The sequence below is a fragment of the Tritonibacter horizontis genome, assembly GCF_001518015.1.
Taxonomy (GTDB): Bacteria; Pseudomonadota; Alphaproteobacteria; order Rhodobacterales; family Rhodobacteraceae; genus Epibacterium; species Epibacterium horizontis.
Genome location: NZ_LPUY01000008.1, coordinates 101,014 through 117,782 on the forward strand (window position 1 = coordinate 101,014; position 16,769 = coordinate 117,782).

Annotated in this window: 16 protein-coding genes; 8 read left to right on the forward strand and 8 right to left on the reverse strand. The window is 56.8% G+C overall.

The genetic code is table 11. The features are described 5' to 3' along the window. Positions 1-8: 8 nt before the first annotated feature. A complete protein-coding gene (locus TRIHO_RS00800; protein WP_068239317.1) occupies positions 9-572 on the forward strand; it encodes a nucleotide exchange factor GrpE in 564 nt (187 codons plus the stop codon). 116 nt (positions 573-688) lie between these two features. On the opposite strand, the gene mutS is transcribed toward TRIHO_RS00800, so the two are convergent. After that, positions 689-3,337 carry a DNA mismatch repair protein MutS gene (mutS, locus tag TRIHO_RS00805; protein ID WP_068239895.1) on the reverse strand — a complete coding sequence of 883 codons (2,649 nt, stop codon included), beginning with the start codon at positions 3,335-3,337 and terminating at the stop codon, positions 689-691. A 123-nt stretch (positions 3,338-3,460) separates the two neighbouring features. After that, the gene (locus TRIHO_RS00810; protein WP_068239320.1) at positions 3,461-4,309 is read right to left on the reverse strand and encodes a flagellin; all 849 of its coding nucleotides are present in this window, start codon (positions 4,307-4,309) and stop codon (positions 3,461-3,463) included. A 324-nt stretch (positions 4,310-4,633) separates the two neighbouring features. Between TRIHO_RS00810 and TRIHO_RS00815 the strand changes: the two genes are divergently transcribed. The 3 genes from TRIHO_RS00815 to TRIHO_RS00825 all read left to right on the forward strand — a co-directional run bounded on the left by TRIHO_RS00815 (position 4,634) and on the right by TRIHO_RS00825 (position 8,688). Then, positions 4,634-6,889, forward strand: coding sequence for an NADP-dependent malic enzyme (locus tag TRIHO_RS00815; protein WP_068239323.1), 2,256 nt, complete (start codon positions 4,634-4,636; stop codon positions 6,887-6,889). A gap of 14 nt (positions 6,890-6,903) precedes the next feature. Continuing rightward, positions 6,904-7,776: a ribokinase gene (locus tag TRIHO_RS00820; RefSeq protein ID WP_068239326.1), complete on the forward strand. Its 873-nt coding sequence runs from the start codon at positions 6,904-6,906 to the stop codon at positions 7,774-7,776. A gap of 198 nt (positions 7,777-7,974) precedes the next feature. Then, complete coding sequence (locus TRIHO_RS00825) at positions 7,975-8,688, forward strand: sulfotransferase-like domain-containing protein (protein WP_068239329.1); 714 nt, start codon at positions 7,975-7,977, stop codon at positions 8,686-8,688. Positions 8,689-8,706: 18 nt separating this feature from the next. Here TRIHO_RS00825 and TRIHO_RS00830 read toward each other — a convergent pair whose 3' ends face one another. From TRIHO_RS00830 to TRIHO_RS00845, 4 genes are all read right to left on the reverse strand, one after another. Continuing rightward, positions 8,707-8,988 carry an SCP2 sterol-binding domain-containing protein gene (locus TRIHO_RS00830; protein ID WP_068239332.1) on the reverse strand — a complete coding sequence of 94 codons (282 nt, stop codon included), beginning with the start codon at positions 8,986-8,988 and terminating at the stop codon, positions 8,707-8,709. Between the two features lie 97 nt (positions 8,989-9,085). Next, the gene (locus tag TRIHO_RS00835; protein WP_068239335.1) at positions 9,086-9,478 is read right to left on the reverse strand and encodes a DUF1036 domain-containing protein; all 393 of its coding nucleotides are present in this window, start codon (positions 9,476-9,478) and stop codon (positions 9,086-9,088) included. Positions 9,479-9,588: 110 nt separating this feature from the next. After that, complete coding sequence (locus TRIHO_RS00840; protein ID WP_068239337.1) at positions 9,589-10,044, reverse strand: DUF1810 domain-containing protein; 456 nt, start codon at positions 10,042-10,044, stop codon at positions 9,589-9,591. Further along, a complete protein-coding gene (locus tag TRIHO_RS00845) occupies positions 10,041-11,267 on the reverse strand; it encodes an argininosuccinate synthase (RefSeq protein ID WP_068239340.1) in 1,227 nt (408 codons plus the stop codon). The genes TRIHO_RS00840 and TRIHO_RS00845 overlap by 4 nt, the downstream gene beginning before the upstream one ends. 137 nt (positions 11,268-11,404) lie before the next feature. On the opposite strand from TRIHO_RS00845, the gene TRIHO_RS00850 reads away from it, so the two are divergent. Together TRIHO_RS00850 and ilvA are read left to right on the forward strand one after the other, a co-directional pair. After that, positions 11,405-12,166, forward strand: coding sequence for a hypothetical protein (locus TRIHO_RS00850; protein WP_068239343.1), 762 nt, complete (start codon positions 11,405-11,407; stop codon positions 12,164-12,166). 77 nt (positions 12,167-12,243) lie between these two features. Further along, positions 12,244-13,470, forward strand: a complete 1,227-nt coding sequence (gene ilvA / locus TRIHO_RS00855; RefSeq protein ID WP_068239346.1) for a threonine ammonia-lyase IlvA — start codon at positions 12,244-12,246, stop codon at positions 13,468-13,470. Positions 13,471-13,485: 15 nt separating this feature from the next. Here the strand turns inward: ilvA and TRIHO_RS00860 are convergent, their stop codons facing one another. Continuing rightward, positions 13,486-13,809 (reverse strand): Hpt domain-containing protein, encoded by a 324-nt coding sequence (locus TRIHO_RS00860; protein ID WP_068239349.1) that lies wholly within the window; start codon positions 13,807-13,809, stop codon positions 13,486-13,488. A gap of 173 nt (positions 13,810-13,982) precedes the next feature. Here TRIHO_RS00860 and TRIHO_RS00865 point away from each other — a divergent pair, with 173 nt between their 5' ends. Continuing rightward, positions 13,983-15,254: a PP2C family protein-serine/threonine phosphatase gene (locus TRIHO_RS00865; protein WP_068239909.1), complete on the forward strand. Its 1,272-nt coding sequence runs from the start codon at positions 13,983-13,985 to the stop codon at positions 15,252-15,254. Between the two features lie 15 nt (positions 15,255-15,269). Here TRIHO_RS00865 and TRIHO_RS00870 read toward each other — a convergent pair whose 3' ends face one another. Continuing rightward, complete coding sequence (locus TRIHO_RS00870) at positions 15,270-15,713, reverse strand: NUDIX hydrolase (protein WP_068239352.1); 444 nt, start codon at positions 15,711-15,713, stop codon at positions 15,270-15,272. Positions 15,714-15,789: 76 nt separating this feature from the next. On the opposite strand from TRIHO_RS00870, the gene hslO reads away from it, so the two are divergent. Beyond that, positions 15,790-16,767, forward strand: a complete 978-nt coding sequence (gene hslO, locus TRIHO_RS00875; RefSeq protein WP_068239355.1) for an Hsp33 family molecular chaperone HslO — start codon at positions 15,790-15,792, stop codon at positions 16,765-16,767. Positions 16,768-16,769: the final 2 nt, after the last annotated feature.

A 16,769-nucleotide genomic window follows, 5' to 3' on the forward strand; every position in this document is an offset into this window, starting at 1 on the left:
GGTGGATTATGGCAGAGCCCAAGAACGAAGATTTTTTGGACGATATCGAAGCAGCCGAGGCCGAAGAGCGCTTGGCGCAAACCGAGGAATACGATGACGAGGCGCTGGAGCTGGACTCTTTGCGCGCGGAACGTGACGAATACAAAGACCGCTTTATGCGGGCCCTTGCCGATGCTGAGAACGCCCGCAAGCGGGGCGACAAGGCCCGGCGGGAAGCAGAGCAATATGGCGGGTCGAAGCTGGCGCGCGACATGTTGCCAGTCTATGACAATATGAAACGGGCGCTTGAAGCGGCAACCGAAGAACAGAAGGCTGTGTCAGCAGCGCTGATCGAAGGGATCGAGCTGACGATGCGCGCGTTGCTGGACGTGTTCCAGAAGCACGGCATGCAAGTGATTGCACCGCAGGTTGGTGACCGCTTTGATCCTCAGGTACATGAAGCGATGTTCGAAGCGCCAGTGCCCGGCACCAAGGCAGGCGACATCATCCAGGTCTCTGCTGAAGGTTTCATGCTGCACGATCGGCTGTTGCGGCCGGCCCAGGTCGGGGTGTCGTCCACGCCTGCCTCGTGATTTCGCAGGCATAATTGAATTCTATACGGGCCGCTCAATCTGGGCGGCCCGATTTTATGTCAAAAGCCGATAATTATACACGCACTGTGGTCGATCCGAGCACCTAGACCTGATGTCTATTTTGCCTGCTCACCGGCTTCTTTCAGGCGATACAAGGCGTCCAGTGCTTCACGTGGACTGAGGTCATCTGGATGGATCTCCTCCAACAAGCTTTCGACAGCTGACGACGTTGGCGTAGCTGCGGGTGCTGGGGTCGGCGGGGCAGCGGCGAAAAGGGGCAGATCATCAACAGCAATCTTGCCTGATCCGCCTTCTTCCCGGCTGCTTTTTTCCAGCATATCGAGCACATTTCGCGCGCGCGCAACCACAGTGGCGGGCAGCCCGGCCAGCTGTGCGACCTGAACCCCATAGGAGCGATCCGCAGCCCCTTTTTTCACCTCATGAAGGAAAATGACTTCGCCGTTCCATTCCTTGACGGTGATCGTAGCATTGTCGACCCCGGGGAGCTTGGCGGCCAGTTGTGTCAGTTCGTGGTAGTGGGTGGCGAAGAGTGCGCGCGATTGATTGACTTCGTGCAGGTGTTCAAGCGTTGCCCAGGCAATGGACAGACCGTCGTAGGTTGCCGTCCCGCGTCCGATCTCGTCCAGGATCACCAATGCACGGTCATCAGCTTGGTTGAGGATTGCTGCCGTTTCCACCATTTCCACCATAAAGGTGGATCGTCCACGTGCGAGGTCGTCCGATGCGCCGACGCGGCTGAACAACTGGCTAATGAGCCCGATATGAGCGCTCTCGGCCGGCACGTAGCTCCCCATCTGGGTCAATATGGCGATCAGGGCATTCTGGCGTAGAAATGTTGATTTACCCGCCATATTCGGGCCTGTCAGCAACCACACCGCGGCACCGTCTTCGGCGCTCAGGTCACAGTCGTTGGCAACAAAGCTTTCGCCGCCCTGTTGCCGCAGCGCTCGTTCCACAACCGGGTGGCGTCCTCCCTCCACACGAAATGCGCGTGAGGTATCTACCTTTGGTCGGGTCCAGTTCTCGGCTCGCGCCAGATCCGCAAGAGAGGTGACGAGATCCAATTCGGAAAACCCACGCGCAGCCTGATTGAGCCGCGCCGCGTTGTCCAAAATCTCATCAGAAATCCTTTTGTAGAGCCGCTTTTCGATCTCTAGCGCCAGATTTCCGGCATTGAGGATCTTGGTCTCGATTTCGCTGAGCTCTACCGTTGTGAAGCGCACCTGATTGGCCGTGGTCTGCCGATGGATATAGATTTCGGACATTGGCGCAGACTGCATTTTCTCTGCGTGGGTCGACGTCGTTTCGATGAAATACCCGAGGACATTGTTGTGCTTGATCTTCAGGGAACTGATGCCGGTATGCTCGGAATAATTCCGCTGCAAACTCGCGATAACAGAGCGGCCCTCATCACGCAGGGTTCGTGCTTCGTCAAGTTCCGCATCGTAGCCGGCCGCGATGAAACCGCCATCGCGGGCAAGCAATGGCGGTTCGGCAACCAGCGACATATCTAGCAGGTGCAACAGCGGGTCAAAACCATGGAGCGAAGATACGGCCTCGCTCAGCAGCGGTGGCAGGTCGAGCGAGCGAACCCGCTGTTCTATGGCTTCGCCTTGGGTGAGGGCATTCCGAATGGCGGTGAGATCACGTGGACCGCCCCGCTCCAGTGCGAGGCGGGACAAAGCGCGGTCGACATCCGGTGTTTTGCGCAGAAAATCCCGCAAGTCATCGCCGAGTGTTGGATCCTCGATGACGGATGTCAGCGCATTGAGCCTTGCAGTCAAGACGTCCATGTTGCGCGATGGGCTAGACAATCGTTGTTCAAGCAGGCGTCCCCCGCCCGGCGTCACGGTCCGATCCACGACCGACAGCAGCGACCCCATTCGACCGCCAGACAGGGAGCGGGTCAGTTCAAGGTTACGGCGTGTCGAGGCGTCAATCTGGACCGTGCGGTCCTCCGATTCCTGCTGTGGAGGCTGCAGCAGCGGCAATTTGCCTTTTTGGGTAATTTCAAGGTAGTCCACAAGCGCGCCCATGGCGGAAACCTCGGCGCGACTGAAGGTTCCGAACCCATCCAGCGCGCCGACGCGAAACAGAGCGCAGAGCCGTTTTTCGGCCGCGGTGCTGTCAAAGCTCGCCTTTCCCAATGGTGTCAGTGGAATCTGGTATTCGTCGGCCAGGGCTCGTGTCTGGTCATAAACCGGGCCATCTGAGACGATCAGCTCCGACGGTGCCAGCCGCGCCAGCTCTGGGCTGAGCCGAACACGTGCAATTGGCATCACGTGAAAAACACCGGTGGAAATATCCGCCCAGGCAAGTGCCGCCTGGTCCCGCAACTCTGCATAAGAGACGAGGAAGTTGTGGCGGCGCGCCTCCAGAAGGGAATCTTCTGTCAGGGTGCCGGGCGTCACCAGACGGACGACATCTCGTTTGACCACCGATTTGGCGCCGCGTTTCTTCGCTTCGGCCGGGCTTTCCAGTTGTTCACCGACGGCAACACGAAAACCTTTGCGGATCAGCGTCAGGAGATAGCCCTCGGCGGCATGCACCGGGACACCGCACATCGGGATATCCCGATCTTCATGTTTGCCCCGTTTTGTCAGCGCAATGTCCAATGCCTCAGCAGCATTGACCGCATCCTCAAAGAACATCTCATAGAAATCGCCCATGCGATAGAAAAGCAGCGCATCTGGATACTGTGCTTTGATCTCGAGATATTGCGCCATCATCGGCGTAACGGTCATGCGGGCCCCCATCGGTCACGTCGCATGACGTTTACATGGCTGGAGTCGCGAGGAAAACCCAGCAATGAAAAGACCGAACCCCGAAAGTACGGAATTCGGTCCAGGATCAAATTCTGGGGTGCGTCAGGAGTAGAGAGAGCGCAGCGATCCCGGCGAGGCATTGGCGATCGACAGCGACAAACCGCCAAGCTGTTCTTGCGCGCTGAGGGCTTCGAAACGGGCGGCTGCATCTTCCATATCGGTATCGGTCAGCTCGCTGATCCCCATCTGGATCGCGTCGCTCAGCTTGTCCATAAAGACATCCTGCTCAGCAAGTTGCTGCGCACCGGCGCCGAGGGCCGCGGCACTGTCCGTCGCATATCGCAGGAAACCTTCGATCTCGGTCAAGGCCGTTCGCGCAGAGGCTGCATCGGTGACGGTTGTGCGGTTGTTGATGTCAAAGCTGGTGCTGCTTTCGAAATCGACACCGCCGATGCTGATCGTGGACAGGGTCGGCGCATCGCTGCCAGAACGGTCCTGGGACGCTGCGACGTTCAAGCCGGTCCCACCGCTACCGTCCGTGTCGGTCGCAAGCAGGTTGACACCGTTGAAGCTCGACGAGGAAATGATCGTGTTGATCTGCTCGGTCTTCTGGGCGAGCTGTTCTTCGACCATCGAATAATCAGCAGTGCCAGAGCTGGCGAGGATCGTCAGTTCCTTCATGTCGGTCAACAGATTGGTGATCTGCTCCGCGCCGGCAGAGGCAACTGAAACAGTGGCCTCACCGATGTTCAGGCCGTTGGATGTGGCCTCAAACCCGGCCAGATCCGACCCCATGATTTCTGAAATCGCCCAGATCGCCGGCGCGTCCTTGGCTTCGTCTACGTCCTTGCCGGTGGAGATATCGTCCTGGACGTCCTCTTTTTCCACCTGGTTGTTCGAAAGGACCCGGAGCGCGATCTCGGCTCCTGGATTGGTATTGATACTGGTCATGCATGCACCCCTAAATAACCCATTACCTGGTTCAAGTGTTTCATTTGGCCGGTCCCGATCGGGTCGGGAGCAGCGGGGGATGCCATTCTGACAATTGCAGTCAACAACGAAGTCGCTGCGCCACCTGGCGTTCAAGCGCCGTTAAGAAACACCACGCAATTGTAGCAAACCGGGGTCTGAAGTGGGGCGAAACTTTGACTATCTGTTATCTTTTAACTCTGGATTTGACTGAAAATCAAAATGCTGAATCGTGAAAGCGGTGGATTGAGAGGATCCTTCGGCTGGGATATGACAGGGTCTGACCAGGAGAGGACGAGGACCAAGATGCCAAATGCCAAGATCACCGACGATGAAGCACTGGCCTTTCATCTGGAGCCATCGCCCGGCAAATGGGAGGTGCAAGCGACGGTCCAGATGACCACGCAGCGCGACCTCTCTCTGGCCTATTCGCCGGGGGTGGCTGTCCCTTGCGAAGCGATCGCCGCCAATCCAGAAACGGCCTATGACTATACCAACAAAGGAAATCTCGTTGCGGTGATTTCGAACGGCACCGCAGTGCTGGGGCTCGGGAACCTCGGTGCATTGGGATCCAAGCCGGTGATGGAAGGGAAATCCGTCCTTTTCAAACGCTTCGCGGACGTGAATTCTATCGACATCGAGCTGGACACCGAAGATCCGGATGCCTTCTGTCAGGCGGTACGGCTGATGGGGCCCACCTTTGGCGGCATAAACCTCGAAGACATCAAGGCGCCGGAATGTTTCATCATTGAACAGCGCCTCAAGGATGAGATGGACATTCCCGTCTTCCACGACGATCAGCACGGAACCGCCGTGATCTGCGCCGCCGGCCTGCTCAACGCGCTGCATCTGTCAGACAAGAAGATCGAAGACGTTAAAATCGTACTGAACGGAGCCGGCGCCGCCGGTATCGCCTGTATCGAACTGTTGAAATCCATGGGGGCGCAGCATGACAATTGCATCGTCTGCGATACCAAGGGTGTGATCTATCAGGGGCGCACCGAGGGCATGAACCAATGGAAGTCAGCTCATGCTGTAAAGACAGAGCTGCGCTCGCTTGAAGAGGCGATGAAGGGTGCAGATGTGTTCCTCGGCGTGTCGGTCAAAGGGGCCGTGACCCAGGAGATGGTCAAATCCATGGCCGACAATCCGGTTATCTTTGCGATGGCCAACCCGGATCCGGAAATCACGCCGGAAGAGGCGCATGAGGTTCGTGTGGATGCAATCGTTGCGACTGGTCGCTCGGATTATCCCAATCAGGTCAACAATGTACTGGGTTTTCCCTACCTCTTCCGTGGGGCGCTTGATATTCACGCCCGGGCGATCAACGACGAGATGAAGATCGCCTGTGCCCATGCGCTGGCGCGCCTGGCGCGCGAGGATGTGCCGGATGAGGTCGCATTGGCCTATGGAAAATCGCTGACCTTTGGGCGCGACTACATTATTCCGACGCCCTTCGATCCACGCCTGATCCATCGTATCCCGCCGGCCGTGGCCAAGGCAGGGATGGATACGGGTGTTGCGCGACGGCCGATCATCGACATGGATGCCTATGAGCACGGTTTGCGGGGTCGTATGGATCCGACGCAGTCCATCCTGCGAGGCCTGAATGCCCGCGCCCGTGCCGCGCAATCCCGAATGATCTTTGCCGAAGGTGATGATCCGAGGGTCCTGCGCGCTGCCGTCACCTATCAAAGGTCGGGGTTTGGTAAGGCTCTGGTGGTCGGACGTCAGGAGGATGTGAAGGCTAAACTAGAAGAAGCCGGCCTGGGCGATGCGGTCCGAGAATTGGAAATCGTCAATGCAGCCAAGACCCAACATTTCGAGACCTACAAGAATTTTCTATACGAACGCCTGAACCGTAAGGGGTTTGATCGAAAGGATATTCATCGTCTCGTCGGGCGTGACAGGCATGTGTTTTCGGCCTTGATGCTGGCCCATGGGCATGGCGATGGTCTGGTGACGGGTGCCACACGGAAATCCGCCCATGTGCTGGAAAAGATCAACCATGTCTTTGATGCGGATGCCCAACATGGTGCCGCCGGGGTGACCGCTCTGCTGCACAAGGGCCGGATCGTGCTGATCGGGGACACGCTGGTGCATGAATGGCCCGATGAAAACGATCTGGCGACCATCGCTGAACGCGCAGCCGGCGTTGCCCGCCATATGGGGCTGGACCCCCGCGTCGCATTCGTGAGCTTTTCGACATTTGGCTATCCGGTGTCCGAACGAGCCGAAAAAATGCATATTGCGCCGGGTGTGCTCGACAAACGCGGCGTCGACTTCGAATACGAGGGCGAGATGACCGTGGATGTGGCGCTGAACGCGAAAGCGCAGGAGCATTATCCCTTTCAGCGGCTTTCAGGGCCGGCAAACATCCTGGTGGTGCCCGCGCGGCATTCTGCATCGATCTCTGTCAAACTGATGCAGGAAATGGGTGGGGCCACGATCGTCGGACCGATTCTGGCGGGTGTCGACAAGCCGATCCAGATCTGCTCGACCAGTTCCACCGCCAACGACATTCTCAATATGGCCGTGCTTGCGGCTTGTAACATAGGCTGACGGGGGGACACGAGATGGCCATATGGAACCTCGGCTCGATCAATATCGATATGGTCTATGCTCTGCCGCACATGCCGGAACCGGGTGAAACCCTTGCCGCGACGTCCTTTGACCAAGGTCTGGGCGGCAAGGGCGCCAATATGTCCGTGGCCGCTGCGCGGGCTGGCGCGCATGCTTGTCACATCGGGGCCGTTGGCCCCCAGGGGACATGGACCGTGGATCGCTTGACCGAATATGGCGTTGATACCCGACATATTGCTCGGATCGAGGCGCCAACGGGACATGCCATCATTGCGGTCGACCCCGCCGGCGAAAACCAGATCATCCTGTTCCCCGGTGCCAACCGGGCATTGACAGAGGCGCAGGTCGGACAAGCCCTGTCGGCAGCCAATGCCGGCGACATATTGTTGCTGCAGAATGAGACAAATATGCAAGCGGAGGCCGCGCGGATCGGGCGACAGCTGGGGTTGCGTGTCGCCTATGCTGCGGCTCCCTTTGACAGCGATGCGGTACAGGCGGTGCTCCCGGATCTTGACCTGTTGTTCCTGAACGAGATTGAAGCCGCGCAACTGGAACAGGCGACCGGAACCCTGCCACAGAACATGGGGGTCAAGGACGTTATTGTGACGCTCGGCGCGAAGGGAGCGCGTCACTACGACGGGCAAACCGGGGTGGTCACGGATGTGCCCGCGCTGAAAGTGGTGCCTGTCGACACGACCGGGGCAGGGGATACTTTTACGGGGTATGTTCTGGCCGCGCTCGATCGTGGTATGCCGATGGTACAGGCGATGGGGCTTGCCTCTCGCGCTGGCGCGCTGATGGTGACGCGCCATGGGGCAGCCGACGTCATTCCAGACCTGAAAGAGGTCCAGAACGCCAAATTCTGATCGCGTATCCCTGGGGCGGTCCGTGCGCGATTGGCGAATGTTCCTCATTCGCTTCCCATCAGAATTTTCCCAGAGAGCGGTATTCCAATCGATACATAGCCGACGAACAACAGGCAGCCATGACGCTAGTTTACTGCTTGGATCAGGCGGTTCTTTCTTCTAGCGTCGACGAAATTGGAATGAGCTGGGGACTAGAAAATGCGGATTGCAATGTGGTCGGGGCCGCGAAATCTTTCCACCGCTATGATGTATGCCTTTGGTGCACGCAGTGACTGCGCTGTCGTCGATGAACCTTTCTATGCGGCCTATCTGGCGCAGACCGGTCTATTGCATCCGATGCGGGACGAGATACTAGAGAGCCAATCCCAAGACCCCATTGAAGTCGAAAAGGCCTTGTTAGGGCCTATTCCTGGCGCAAAACCGCATTTCTATCAGAAACATATGACGCAACATATGATTGCTGGTGTGCCGCGGGAATGGATGCGCGATGTCACCAATGTATTCTTGATCCGCCATCCGGCGCGGGTGATTGCATCCTTTGCCGCGAAATATGCGGACATCAGCCTGGAGGACATCGGTTTCCAACAGCAATGGGCGTTGATCGAACAGCTCAGGGACTGGGGGTCCGATGTGACGGTTGTTGACAGTCATGACATACGACAAGATCCCGCGATGCGATTGGAGCAACTCTGCGAGGCGATCAGCCTGCCATTCTCGCCAAAGATGCTCGGCTGGCCAAAAGGTGGTCATCGCGATGACGGGGTCTGGGCCGCGCATTGGTATGGAGCTGTATGGAATTCAACTGGTTTTGCCGGTCCCGAAGCCGAACTGCCCGAGGTGCCAGACGCCCTGAAACCCGTTCTTCAGGCGGCGATGGGCTATTATGAAGACATGCAGGCGATTAAGCTGTGACGAAGCCGGTTCTGGCGGCTAGCCGATCAGCTTGCCAAGGCGAAGCGCCACACTCATGTCGCCCGAAACCTTGATCTTGCCCATCATAACCGCAGTCATCGGGTTCAAGTCACCGCGAAGCAGTTTTTTGAGGTTGTCAGAGCTGAGGCGCAGCGTGCAATCCGTCGGTTGCGCTTGGGTGTCAACACGACCGTTATCCAGCACCACGACGCCATCTGCGCCGCAATCAAAGGTCATCGAGCCTTCAAAGCTCTTTCCGACGAGTCCTTTACGGATATCTGCAGCTATTGCTTCGAGCACTTTTGCCTCCCACGGCGCGTTAAACCAGCCATAGGCGGCATTGGCGCGTCAGAGCAAGCGTGACCGAAGGGAAGCTATCCCCGATCAGGCATGAGGATCAGTCTGAAAGGTTCTGAGTCCAGTCCCGCACGTCGTTGCCACCGGTATCGACCTTGAGAAAGCCACCTGTCTTGAACCCTCTCGCGGTGCAATCGGTATCGCCGATGATTTTGAACTCATCGTCGGTGTAGCAAAAGGTGTATTCGCCGGTCCAGGACCCCGAAGTGCTCTTTGCCAGAATGTAGTAGAACCTGTTTGTAAGGTCGCCAACAATTTGTGTGCTGCAGTGCTCCGGTTCGATGGTCCACCATCCCTCGGAGACCCATTGTTCGCCTTCCTTGTACCCGATCGCCGCGAAAGCTTGAGTGTCGGTTTCATTACAAATTCGAAAGTCAGCAAGCAAGGGTGTGCCCAGACAAACCAACAAACCCGTCAGGAAATATAGCTTCATCGCGTCCTCCGGACTTCGGTGTTTCTACGCCGGAGTTTAGCGATTTTTCACGCCGGGGCGACATGTGATTTCCGCGCAAATGTCTCCATTCGCAGGATCGTGCCCAGGGGCTAGGACGGTGCGATTTCCTCAGCCGTATGCGGACACACCTTGCCATCAAAAAATTGCACAAGCACATCCCGGCATTCTGAAGGAGCATTGGGGGCAGCGGCAAACAGCGTCATCGACGAACGGAGTTTCTTGGCGTCGACCTTTCCCAGAATCGTGTCTGGTTTTATGCTCTTACGCGCCAGAAGAAGGCGGCAAACCGTGATCAACCGTTCCCGCAGCACGTCATGTTTAAGAAACAGCTCCGCTTCGCGCAGATCTTCGATGCCGTAAAGCTGCGCCATTGGCGATGACCCCAGGCTCGCCAATTGGGGGAAAACAAACCACATCCAGTGGCTTGTTTTCTTGCCCGCAGTCAATTCTGCGATCACCTCTGACCAGACAGCGTCTTGAGCCTCGACAAACATGTCGAGTTCTTCGTCCAGGTCCTCTTCAAACGGGTCGTCGTCGTAGGTCAAGACTTCACTCGTTTGTTGCGGACGGCCAGAAGTTTCAGGCGCAGCGCATTCAGCTGAATGAAACCTGCCGCATCTTTCTGGTCATACGCGCCGGCGTCTTCTTCGAAGGTGACATGCGCCTCGGAATAGAGCGAGTGATCAGACCAGCGCCCAACGGTTTTCGCTGAACCTTTGTAGAGTTTCAGACGAACGGTACCCGTGACATGCTTCTGGCTCTCGTCGATCAGGGCCTGCAGCATCTCGCGTTCCGGGCTGAACCAGAAGCCATTGTAGATCAGTTCCGCATAGCGCGGCATGATCGAATCCTTCAGGTGGCCTGCGCCACTGTCGAGCGTAATCTGTTCGATGCCACGGTGCGCTTCCAGCAGGATGTCGCCGCCGGGGGTTTCGTAGATGCCGCGGGATTTCATGCCGACGAACCGGTTCTCGACAAAATCGAGACGGCCGATGCCATGCTTGCGGCCATATTCGTTGAGCTGAGTCAGGATTGTTGCCGGGCTCAGCGCCTCGCCGTTGATGGCCACTGCGTCACCCTTCTCAAAGGTGATTTCGATGAACTCCGGCGTGTCGGGCGCATCTTCGGGGTTCACGGTGCGCTGGTAGACATAGTCGGGGGCCATTTCGGCGGGATCTTCCAGCACTTTACCCTCGGAGGAGGTGTGCAACAGGTTCGCATCGACCGAAAACGGCGCTTCGCCGCGTTTGTCTTTGGCAATCGGGATCTGGTTGGCTTCTGCGAATTCCAGCAACTTGGTGCGCGACGACAAATCCCATTCACGCCAGGGCGCAATCACTTTGATTTCAGGGCTCAGCGCATAGGCTGACAGTTCAAACCGTACCTGGTCGTTACCCTTGCCTGTCGCGCCATGGGACACGGCATCGGCACCGGTTTCCTCGGCAATCTCGATCAGGCGTTTGGAAATCAGCGGGCGCGCGATGGAGGTGCCCAGCAGATAGAGCCCCTCATAGACGGCATTGGCGCGGAACATCGGGAACACGAAATCACGAACAAACTCTTCGCGGATGTCCTCGATATAGATGTTTTCCGGCTTGATGCCCAAAAGCTCCGCTTTTTGTCGCGCAGGCTCCAGCTCCTCGCCCTGACCGAGATCGGCGGTGAAGGTGATCACCTCGCAGCCGTATTCGGTCTGCAGCCATTTCAGGATGATCGAAGTATCAAGGCCACCGGAGTAGGCCAACACAACTTTCTTGGGCGCGGACATGGATTTTCCTCTTGGTCAGAACGACAAGCGCCGTAGCGCCTTTTGCACGAAGGTGCAAGGTTTTCTGGTTTTGTGCAGAGAATGCGTCCGATATGAAGGGAGGACAACACAGAAGCGCATTTTTTAGGAGTATTTCCATGACCAGTTGGTCGCTGTTCAAACATGCTATAAAGATGCTTGTTCGAAACTGGAAAGACGTGCTGCGTATTTTTCTCGTGCCGACTTTGATCTCGGTTGGCATCGTTGGCTTCGCTGCACAGCGCACCGGCGTTTTCACGATGGTCATGGAGGCCCCCATTCCCAACACGACGGAGCCAGCCGGGTTTCTGGGTACTATTCTGGTCTCGGCGATCATCGTTTTTCTTGTTTTTATCTGGTCGGTCGTGGCTTGGCACCGCTATGTATTGAACGAGGAACCCGTGGTTGGGTTCATTCCGCCCCTGCGGATGAAACGTATCGGGGCCTATGTGCTTCAGGTGATCCTGATCAGTCTTCTTGTGGTATTGAGCATGATCCCCGTTATGATCGTCCTCGTGGCTCTGATGGCGGTGATGGGGTCAGCTTTCAGGACGTTCTCTTTTATTTTTGAGCCGGGGCTTACGCTGTTCCCCGCGTGGGTTTTCCTGCGACTGTCAGTGTCTTTGCCTCACGTTGCCACGGGAAAACCGAGTATGTCCCTGTTGCAAGGCTGGAAAGCCACATCCGGCGCCTTTGGTCCGGTGATCGGATTGGCCTTGATCACAGTTGTGATGCAATTTGTGGCAGAAAGCGTAGCGTTTCTGCTGGCCGGTCCCCTTGCGGTGATCTGGACGCTGGGCGCGGGTTTGATACTCGGCCTGATTCAGGTCAGCATCCTGACGACCCTCTACGGATACTACGTCGAGAAACGCCCGATCTGATCATGTCTGTCGGGTATTCAACAGAATGCATTGGTGCGCCCTCTTGCCTTGGGCGCAGCTTTGCGCCACCAAAACTTATGACCAATTTCCGAACCCAGGCCCAGGCGGCCGAGGTGGCGATGCGCGATGTCTTCCCGCCCACGCCGCTGCAACGCAATGAACTTTTGTCTCACCGTTTTGGTGCGGACATTTACCTCAAGCGCGAGGATCTCAGCCCGGTTCGGTCCTACAAGATCCGGGGCGCACTGAATGCGATGCGCAAGCAGGCGGACAAAAACCTGTTTGTTTGCGCATCTGCGGGCAATCACGCTCAGGGCATGGCCTATATGTGCCGGCATCTGGGGAAGTCGGGCGTGATCTTCATGCCCGTTACGACTCCACAGCAAAAGATCCAGAAAACGCGGATGTTTGGCGGTGACAATATCGAAATTCATCTGGTCGGTGACTACTTTGATGTCACGCTGGCTGCTGCTCAGGCCTGGAGCGAAAAAGAGGGCGGATATTTCCTGTCCCCCTTTGACGATGTCGATGTGATAGAAGGTCAGGCCTCTATCGCGGTCGAAATCGAGACCCAGCTGGGGGCTGCGCCGGACCATATTGTCCTGCCGGTTGGCGGCGGCGGCATGTCGTCGGGCGTGGCACAATATTTTGGTGACGATGTGCATGCCTTGTTTGTCGAGCCAAGCGGCGGCGCCTGTTTGCGTGCGGCGCTGGAGGCCGGACACCCGGTCGCACTCAGTAAAGTCGATACCTTTGTCGATGGCGCCGCGGTGGGGCGGCTTGGCGCGCGCCCGTTTGATCTGTTGCGACATGTGCCCTTACCTGACGTTCTGACGATTGCCGAAGATCGGATTTGCACGACCATTCTCGAAATGCTCAACGTCGAAGGGATTGTGCTTGAACCTGCTGGCGCTCTGGCGATCGAGGCGCTGGGCGACCTCAGAACCTGGATCAAGGGAAAGTCCGTGGTCTGTGTGACGTCTGGCGGAAATTTTGACTTCGAGCGTTTGCCAGAGGTCAAGGAGCGGGCACAGCGCTATTCCGGCGTCAAAAAGTATTTCTTGCTACGTTTGCCCCAACGTCCGGGCGCGTTGAAGGAATTTTTGAATTTCCTCGGGCCGGAAGACGACATTGCCAGGTTTGAATATATGAAGAAATCGGCCCGCAATTTTGGCTCTGTTCTGATCGGTATCGAGACCAAGCGATCAGAAAATTTCCTGCCGCTTCTCGCCCAACTTGACGCCGCCGGGTTCACCTATACCGACATCACCAATGATGAAACGCTGGCGCAGTTCGTCATCTGAAGGTGGGTTCTTCTATCAGGCGTGGGTTGCAACGTCTGCCAGAAATGTCGCTTTGGATTGGTGATAACAAGAAATCACCCCTGCAAGATCGACATCTGCCGCAGCCCCGTTTGCGGACATACGTTCTCCCTCCAAGCATTGATTGGAGAAATTCTGAAACCCGAGGTTGAGCGCGCTGCCTTTGAGGAAATGCAAATCTTGCTCAAGTTGGGACCGGTCTCCGGTCGCCAGCTTCTCAATCACTTCTTCGACCTCTTCAAGGAAGAGCTCGATCACTTCTTCAAAGCCGTCTTCGCCAACTTCGTCTTTTAGTTCTCTTACACGCGGCCAGTCTATCATTGCCTTCTTCCAAGATTCTCGAGAAGTCCTAGCTAAGTCTATGTCAAAGCCAGTAAAAGCATAGTAAACAGAAAAAACTAATCTAAAATCGTATTCTTCATCAGCTATTAAGTCGAACAAGTGTTTTCTAAGACAGTCACGAGGGGACACGCCGCGTTTATGAGGGATTGTCGGTGCTGCCAGAGCATTCAATTAATGGCGAAGATTTGCCTGTAAGCGGGTCCATCCGGCGTGTGCTGGTCGTGGATGACAGCCGCCTGCAGCGCCGTATCCTCGTCGCCTCACTCAAAAAGTGGGGGTTCGAAGTTGTCGAAGCCGAAGGCGGCGAAGAGGCAATGGAGATCTGTCGGGCAGATCCGCCTGATTTGATTCTCAGTGACTGGATGATGCCGGGCATGAACGGCATTGAATTCTGCCGTATGTTTCGCGCCGAATCCAACGAGGCCTACAGCTATTTCATTCTCCTGACGTCCAAGAGTGAGAAGAATGAAGTGGCTGAAGGCCTGGACGCCGGTGCCGATGATTTTCTGACCAAACCCGTCAGTTCCGATGAATTGCGCGCCCGCATCTCTGCCGGCGAGCGAATTTTGCGAATGCAGCGGGAATTGTTCGAAAAGAACCGCATCGTGTCCGAGACGCTTGGCGAGCTGCAAACCGTCTATGATGCGATTGACAAGGATCTGATTCAGGCGCGGAAAATTCAGGAATCCCTCGTGCCCGAGCTGACTCGGTCGTTTGGGGCCTCCGAGGTGAACCTGCTGCTGAAGCCTTGCGGCCATATTGGCGGCGATCTGGTTGGAATGTTCTCTCCGGGGATCAACCGGATGGGTTTTTATTCCATCGACGTCTCCGGCCACGGTATCACCTCTGCCATGATGACCGCGCGTTTGGGCGGCTACCTCTCCTCGACCTATTTCGATCAGAACGTAGGGATGGAGAAGAAATTCAACCGCTTCTATGCGTTGCGTCCCCCGGAAGAGGTTGCAAGCGTGCTGAACGCCCGCTTGATCGCCGATACTGGCATCGAAGAATACTTCACCATGGCCTATTGCATCGCGGATCTTCGCACGGGTGTGATCAAAATGGTCCAGGCCGGCCACCCTCACCCGCTTTTGTTACGTGCCGATGGATCTATGGAGTTCATCGGGAAAGGCGGCGTTCCAGTCGGGTTGGTTCCTGATATCACCTACGATCAGGAAGAGTTCGTCATGGAGAAAGGCGATCGCTTGCTCCTCTATTCAGACGGGTTTACCGAAGCCCATCTGAAGGACGGCTCCATGCTAGACACCGATGGCTTTGTTGAGCTGATAAAGCGTTGCAACGCGCGCCAGAACGGCAAGGATTTCCTTGATGAGCTTTACCTGAAGCTCACCGAGGTCATGGGGGATGACAAGGGCCTAGAGGACGATATCTCGGCCACGCTGTTTGAATTTCAGGGGCCTTGATCGCGCCTTAAACCGTCAGATCGTTCCGATCAGGAGCCGCGCGAAATGCTGATCGCCGCTGTTGCCAAGCACATCTACGGCGTCACTGGCGGACAACCAGAGCGCGCGATGGGCTGGCTCCGTTGGGTCACTTAGGCAGAGCACGGGCCGGGCCACATAGATGTGGCAAATTTTTTCGGCCCAGAGATCGTACTCGGGCATAAAAACGAACCTCCGAAAGGTTCCAACCTTTCGAGGTTGGCCAATCTTCCATCCCGTCTCTTCAAATACTTCACGGTGCAATGCTTGAACGGGCGATTCCCCGGCGTCCAAACCGCCGCCGGGCAATTGGATGTCGGGGGCTGGATCGGACTGACAGGTCAGCAACAGCTTCCCGTTTCGGGGTAACAGCGCATAGGCGCCGACACGTACCCGGTAATTACGATGATGTTGTGGCGGCTCTCCGAAACGTCTGATCACGGGCAGCCCCTTTCCTCTCAGACCCAAAATCCTATATAGCGTCGGTATGCCAATAGCCGGCCTCTAAGGAAACCCCATGACACTTGGTAAAAAAATCGCGTGGGACGATACCGTCCTGCCCTTCCAGCTTGATGCATCCGACATGCGCGGCCGCGTGGCGCGGCTTGATGGCGTGTTGGACGGTATTCTGGAGCAACACAATTATCCCCCCGCAGTCGAAGCGCTGGTGGCGGAGATGGCTTTGCTGACCGCATTGATCGGGCAAACCATGAGTCTGCGATGGAAACTGTCGTTGCAAGTGCAGTCCAAAGGGGCCGTTCGCATGATCGCGACGGATTACTATGCGCCCGAACACGAAGGTGACACCGCGCGCATCCGGGCCTATGCCAGCTATGATGCGGATCGCGTCATTGATGGCGCTCCGTTTGATCTGGTCGGCGAAGGCTATTTCGCAATCCTGATCGACCAGGGAGAGGGGACACAGCCTTACCAGGGGATCACGCCACTGTCGGCGACGTCCTTGTCGGACTGTGCCGAGGCGTATTTTGCCCAGTCTGAACAGCTGCCGACGCGATTCCAGCTCAGTTTTGGGAAATCATCTGAACCGGGCAAGGGTGAGTCCTGGCGCGCTGGGGGGGTCATGCTTCAGCATATGCCAAAAGCATCGCCATTTGCGGCGCAGGGGCAGGGCACCGGCGAGGTCCTGAGCGCGACAGATCTGGTGTCCGGTGACGAAGAAGAAAACTGGAACCGGGTCAACGTCCTGCTTGCGACGGTTGAGGACCTGGAACTGATCGGCCCGTCGATTTCACCGAGCGAACTGCTTCTTCGTCTCTTTCACGAGGAACAACCACGGGTCTATGATGCGCAATCGGTCCGGTTTGGCTGCACCTGTTCCGAAGATCGCGTGCGTCAGAGCTTGTCGATCTATTCCGCCAAGGACATCGCGACGATGACAACGGATGAGGGGCGCGTGACGGCGGATTGCCAGTTCTGCGGCGCGCATTACGATCTCGATCCGGCAACCGTCGGTTTTGAGGCCAAAGAGGAGTGACA

What these genes read in the sequence shown, in the direction of transcription:
- TRIHO_RS00800 (WP_068239317.1), top strand. Translation starts at nt 9, where the DNA reads ATGGCAGAGCCCAAGAACGAAGATTTTTTGGACGATATCGAAGCAGCC.
- mutS (WP_068239895.1), bottom strand. Translation starts at nt 3,337, where the DNA reads ATGACCGTTACGCCGATGATGGCGCAATATCTCGAGATCAAAGCACAG.
- TRIHO_RS00810 (WP_068239320.1), bottom strand. Translation starts at nt 4,309, where the DNA reads ATGACCAGTATCAATACCAATCCAGGAGCCGAGATCGCGCTCCGGGTC.
- TRIHO_RS00815 (WP_068239323.1), top strand. Translation starts at nt 4,634, where the DNA reads ATGCCAAATGCCAAGATCACCGACGATGAAGCACTGGCCTTTCATCTG.
- TRIHO_RS00820 (WP_068239326.1), top strand. Translation starts at nt 6,904, where the DNA reads ATGGCCATATGGAACCTCGGCTCGATCAATATCGATATGGTCTATGCT.
- TRIHO_RS00825 (WP_068239329.1), top strand. Translation starts at nt 7,975, where the DNA reads ATGCGGATTGCAATGTGGTCGGGGCCGCGAAATCTTTCCACCGCTATG.
- TRIHO_RS00835 (WP_068239335.1), bottom strand. Translation starts at nt 9,478, where the DNA reads ATGAAGCTATATTTCCTGACGGGTTTGTTGGTTTGTCTGGGCACACCC.
- TRIHO_RS00845 (WP_068239340.1), bottom strand. Translation starts at nt 11,267, where the DNA reads ATGTCCGCGCCCAAGAAAGTTGTGTTGGCCTACTCCGGTGGCCTTGAT.
- TRIHO_RS00850 (WP_068239343.1), top strand. Translation starts at nt 11,405, where the DNA reads ATGACCAGTTGGTCGCTGTTCAAACATGCTATAAAGATGCTTGTTCGA.
- ilvA (WP_068239346.1), top strand. Translation starts at nt 12,244, where the DNA reads ATGACCAATTTCCGAACCCAGGCCCAGGCGGCCGAGGTGGCGATGCGC.
- TRIHO_RS00860 (WP_068239349.1), bottom strand. Translation starts at nt 13,809, where the DNA reads ATGATAGACTGGCCGCGTGTAAGAGAACTAAAAGACGAAGTTGGCGAA.
- hslO (WP_068239355.1), top strand. Translation starts at nt 15,790, where the DNA reads ATGACACTTGGTAAAAAAATCGCGTGGGACGATACCGTCCTGCCCTTC.